Origin of the sequence: Bradyrhizobium valentinum (genome assembly GCF_001440405.1) — a bacterium.
In the GTDB taxonomy this organism is placed as follows: Bacteria; Pseudomonadota; Alphaproteobacteria; order Rhizobiales; family Xanthobacteraceae; genus Bradyrhizobium; species Bradyrhizobium valentinum.
In genome coordinates, this window is the sequence record NZ_LLXX01000110.1 from 7,007 (window position 1) to 10,875 (window position 3,869).

The 3,869-nt window shown below is 65.1% G+C and carries 4 protein-coding genes; all 4 read right to left on the reverse strand.

Annotated elements, in window-relative coordinates:
* The coding region (locus tag CP49_RS16745; RefSeq protein ID WP_197423135.1) for a Bug family tripartite tricarboxylate transporter substrate binding protein at positions 1–717 on the reverse strand (717 nt) is incomplete at its 3' end.
* Between the two features lie 24 nt (positions 718–741).
* On the reverse strand, positions 742–1,521 hold the full coding sequence (locus tag CP49_RS16750; protein ID WP_057851317.1) for an SDR family oxidoreductase: 780 nt from the start codon (positions 1,519–1,521) through the stop codon (positions 742–744).
* 19 nt (positions 1,522–1,540) lie between these two features.
* Positions 1,541–2,482 carry a 4-hydroxy-tetrahydrodipicolinate synthase family protein gene (locus CP49_RS16755; protein WP_057851318.1) on the reverse strand — a complete coding sequence of 314 codons (942 nt, stop codon included), beginning with the start codon at positions 2,480–2,482 and terminating at the stop codon, positions 1,541–1,543.
* A gap of 29 nt (positions 2,483–2,511) precedes the next feature.
* The coding region (locus CP49_RS16760; protein ID WP_156438482.1) for a molybdopterin dinucleotide binding domain-containing protein at positions 2,512–3,869 on the reverse strand (1,358 nt) is incomplete at its 5' end.

Genomic DNA, 3,869 nt, shown 5'->3' on the forward strand with positions numbered 1-3,869 from the left:
GACGGTGGGAATTTCGGGCGCGATCGCCACGCGCTTGGTGCTGGTGATGGCCAGGGCCTTGATGCTTCCGGCTTTCGCCAGCGGCAGCGAGGACAGCATCGGATCGGCCATCAGCTGCACCTGGCCGCTCATCAAGTCGGTCAAGGCCGGGCTCGCGCCCTTGTAGGCGATCACCAACGTCTCGACGCCGGCATCGCGCTTGAGCAGCTCGAGCGCGAGGTGACCGGCCGACCCGAAGCTCGAGGTCGCGAAGGTGTATTTGTTCGGGTCTTTGCGCACGAGATCGAAGAATTCCTTGAGCGTCTTGGCCGGCACGTCCGGTGCCGTGCTGACGACCAGCGGTCCCGACGCCACCAGCGTGAGCGGCGTGAAATCCGTGACCACATCGTAGGGTACGGTCTTGCGCAGGAACGGCGTCACCACATGGATCGAGGCCGTCAGCATCAAGGTGTAGCCGTCCGGCGCCGCCTTGGCGACGTAGTTCGCGCCGACGATGCCGCCGGCGCCGCCCGCCCGGTTTTCGACGATAAAGTGTTGCCCGAGCGTCTCGTTCAGCTTCTGCGCGATAATGCGAGCGACGCCGTCGACCGAGCCGCCGGCGGGATACGGCACGACGATGGTGACGGTTCGACCTGGATAGGTGTCGGCCATCACGGATGCCGAGGCAAACCCGAACAGGGCCATGCCCAGTGCGGCAATGAATTTAAGGTGTCTCACGAAGGATCCTCTCAGCGTTTGCAGTTAGAAGGTTCCTGGGTAGCTTCCCCCGTCGATCAGTATATTTTGGCCGGTGACGAAGCCGGCGTGTGCGGAACACAGGAATGCGCAATAGGCGCCGAGCTCAGCCGGCCGACCGTAGCGCCTGGCCGGGTTGGCGGCCGCGCGCTCCTGCCAGATCTGACCGAATGATTTGCCGCCTGGCTCCAGCATGCCTTCGATGTGCCGGACCTGCGCACCGCTGTCGAAGATGCCGGGCAGCAGGTTGTTGATGGTGACGTTGCGTGCAACTGTCTGACGCGACAGCCCGGCGACGAAACCCACAAGGCCCGAACGCGCGCCGTTCGACAGGCCAAGCTCGACCTGCGGAATCTTGACGCTGCGCGACACGATGTTGACGATCCGGCCGAAGCCGCGCTCCATCATGCCGTCGACAGTCAGGCGCATCATCTCGATCGGGGACAGCATCATCGCGTCGAACGCGGCGATCCAGTCGTTACGAGTCCAGGTCCGGAAATCGCCGGGCAGCGGGCCGTCGGCATTGTTGAGCAGGATGTCGGGCGCGGGGCAGGCCGCCAGCGCATCGGCGCGTCCCTGCGCCGTGGTGATGTCGCCCACCACCGGCGTCACCGTGACGCCGGTCGCAGCGCGGATCTCCGCGCAGGTGTTTTCCAGAACGTCGCGGGTGCGGGCCACGATGGTGAGGTCGACCCCATCCTGGGCGAGCGCCATGGCGCACGCCTTGCCCATTCCGCGGCTGGCGCCGCTCAGCAGAGCCTTGCGGCCGCGGATACCGAGATCCATGGTTGCGTCGATCCCTGGTTCAGGCTGCGACGGCCGACAGCGGCTTGATGTTGTAGCCGTAGCGCTTGTCGAGGCCGAGTTCCTGAACGATGCGGATGCCCTTGGCCAGTGCCTCGCCTTCGAGATTGGTCAGCGGCTTGCGCAGATCGCCCGCCGGCATGCCCAGCGCCTTCATCAGCGATTTCACCGCCACCGGATTAATTGCCGAATACGTGTAGTGCAGCAGCGGCAACAGCGAGAGATAGGCATTCTTGAAGCCTTCGGCCTCGCGATAGCTGGTCCAGGGCGTCGAGATGGTGGCGAGTTCGGCTGGAGCGATATTGCCGGTCATATTGGCGGTGCCGTGTCCGCCGAGGCTCATGGTCGGTACCACCAGGCCGAGATTGGGGCTGTCGCAGCACATCACGGCAACATTGGGTTTGCCGGCTAGCACCTGCGCGACCTGGCCGACGCGTCCGGTGGATTCCTTGTGCACGACATAGTTCGGGTGCTTGAAGATGCGCAGCAGGTTGTCCCAGTGCAGGTCGCTCTTCACTCGCGGCGGATTGTTGTAGATGCCGAGCGGCAGGTCGGTGGCATCGGCAACATCGAGGAAGAAGCCCTCGATGTCCGCCTCTGGGGCGCAGATATAGGCGGGCGCGGCCAGGATGGCGCCGTCGGCGCCGTTGTCCTTGGCGAACCTGACATTGCCGATCGTCGTCTCTGTATTATTGCCGGTGCAGCCAAAGAAGATCGGCATGCGGCCGGTCTTCATTTTCGCCGTCTCGACGATGATCTGCTTCTTCTCCTCCGGGGAGAGCATCGAGCTTTCGCCGGTCGAGCCCATGATCAGGATTGCGCTGGTGCCGTTGTCTTCATGGAATTTGAGCAGGGTCCGAAACGCTGCGAAGTCCACCGACCCGTCCTTGTTGAACGGGGTAATCAGGGCAACGAATGAACCGGTCAGCTTCGTATTCGACATCTCATGTCTCCTTTTCGGTTTCTCGCGGTCTAGCGGTTGTCAGTTCCAATTGTCAGTTGTGATAGTCCGTTGAATGTCTCGTCGTTCGTTGCTGTCTGCGTGACGAGCCGCGGCGGGGACCACGCCTCTACCGGCGGCAGCGCGGCATCCCAGCGCTCGACCTCGACAAGTGCGCTGAGCGCGCTCGGCCCCTGGGTCAGCCGGGACGTGCCGATGTCCAAGGTGAGCACGTTAGGGTTGCCGTGCCGCTCGGGCTCTCCGTCCGCCAGCGCCGGATCGAACCAGGCCCCGGTGGCCATGATCGCGACCCGAGGCCGCATGGCGGCCTCAACCTGCGCCGCCGCGAGGCACGCCCCGCGATCGTTGAATACGCGGACCACGTCGCCGGTTTTGATGCCGCGTGGGTCGGCGTCTTGCGGATGCAGGCGAATCCGCTCGCGTCCGCGCAGCTTGTGGCCGCGCGAGACCGATGCCGGGTCCAGTTGGCTGTGCAGCCGGCCGGCCGGTTGATGGGTGATCAGATGCAGCGGCCAACGCACGGCCGTGGTGCTGCCGAGCCATTCCGCCGGCGGCAGCCATGCCGGATGCGGCGGACAGTCCGCGTAGCCGAAGTCGGCGATGGTCTGCGACGCGATCTCGATCTTTCCGGACGGCGTCTTGAGCGGGTGAAGCTGCGGATCCCGGCGGAAATCGTCGAACAGCACGAAATCCTCGTCGGGCAGCGGCAACTCGACAAAGCCGTCGGCCCAGAACGTGTCGAAGTCCGGCAGCGCGACGTTCTGTTTGGCGGAGCCGGACCGCACGCGTTCATAGATCGAGCGGCACCAGGCCATCTCGTCCCGGCCCTCTGTGAAAGCATCCTCGTAGCCGAGGCGGCGAGCGAGGTCGCGGAAAATCTCGAAATCATGTCTCGCGTCGCCGAGCGGCGCGATGGCGCGATGCATCGCGAACACGTAAGGGTCGCGTGACGAGCCGCCGACGTCGCTGCGCTCCAGCGATGTCGTCGCCGGCAGCACGATATCGGCATGACGCGCGGTCGGCGTCCACCAGCTGTCGTGGACGATGATCGTGTCCGGCTTCTGCCAGGCCTTGCGCAGGCGGTTGAGATCCTGGTGATGATGGAAGGGATTGCCGCCGGCCCAATAGACCAGATGGATGTCGGGATAGATCCCGCGACGGCCGTTGAACTCGTAAGCGCCATTGGGCATGAGCAGCATGTCGGCGATGCGCGCGACAGGAATGGCGCTGCGGGCCGGATTCGGCGGCGTCGAGACTTCCGGGCCTGGCAAGTCCGCGCGCGGCACGCCGACGCCGCTGAGCGAGCCGTGGCCGAAGGCGAACCCGCCGCCGGGCAGGCCGATGCCGCCGAGCATCGCGGCGAGCGCGA

Coding starts and splice junctions, on each gene's coding strand:
- CP49_RS16750 (WP_057851317.1), bottom strand. CDS start 1,521: ATGGATCTCGGTATCCGCGGCCGCAAGGCTCTGCTGAGCGGCGCCAGC.
- CP49_RS16755 (WP_057851318.1), bottom strand. CDS start 2,482: ATGTCGAATACGAAGCTGACCGGTTCATTCGTTGCCCTGATTACCCCG.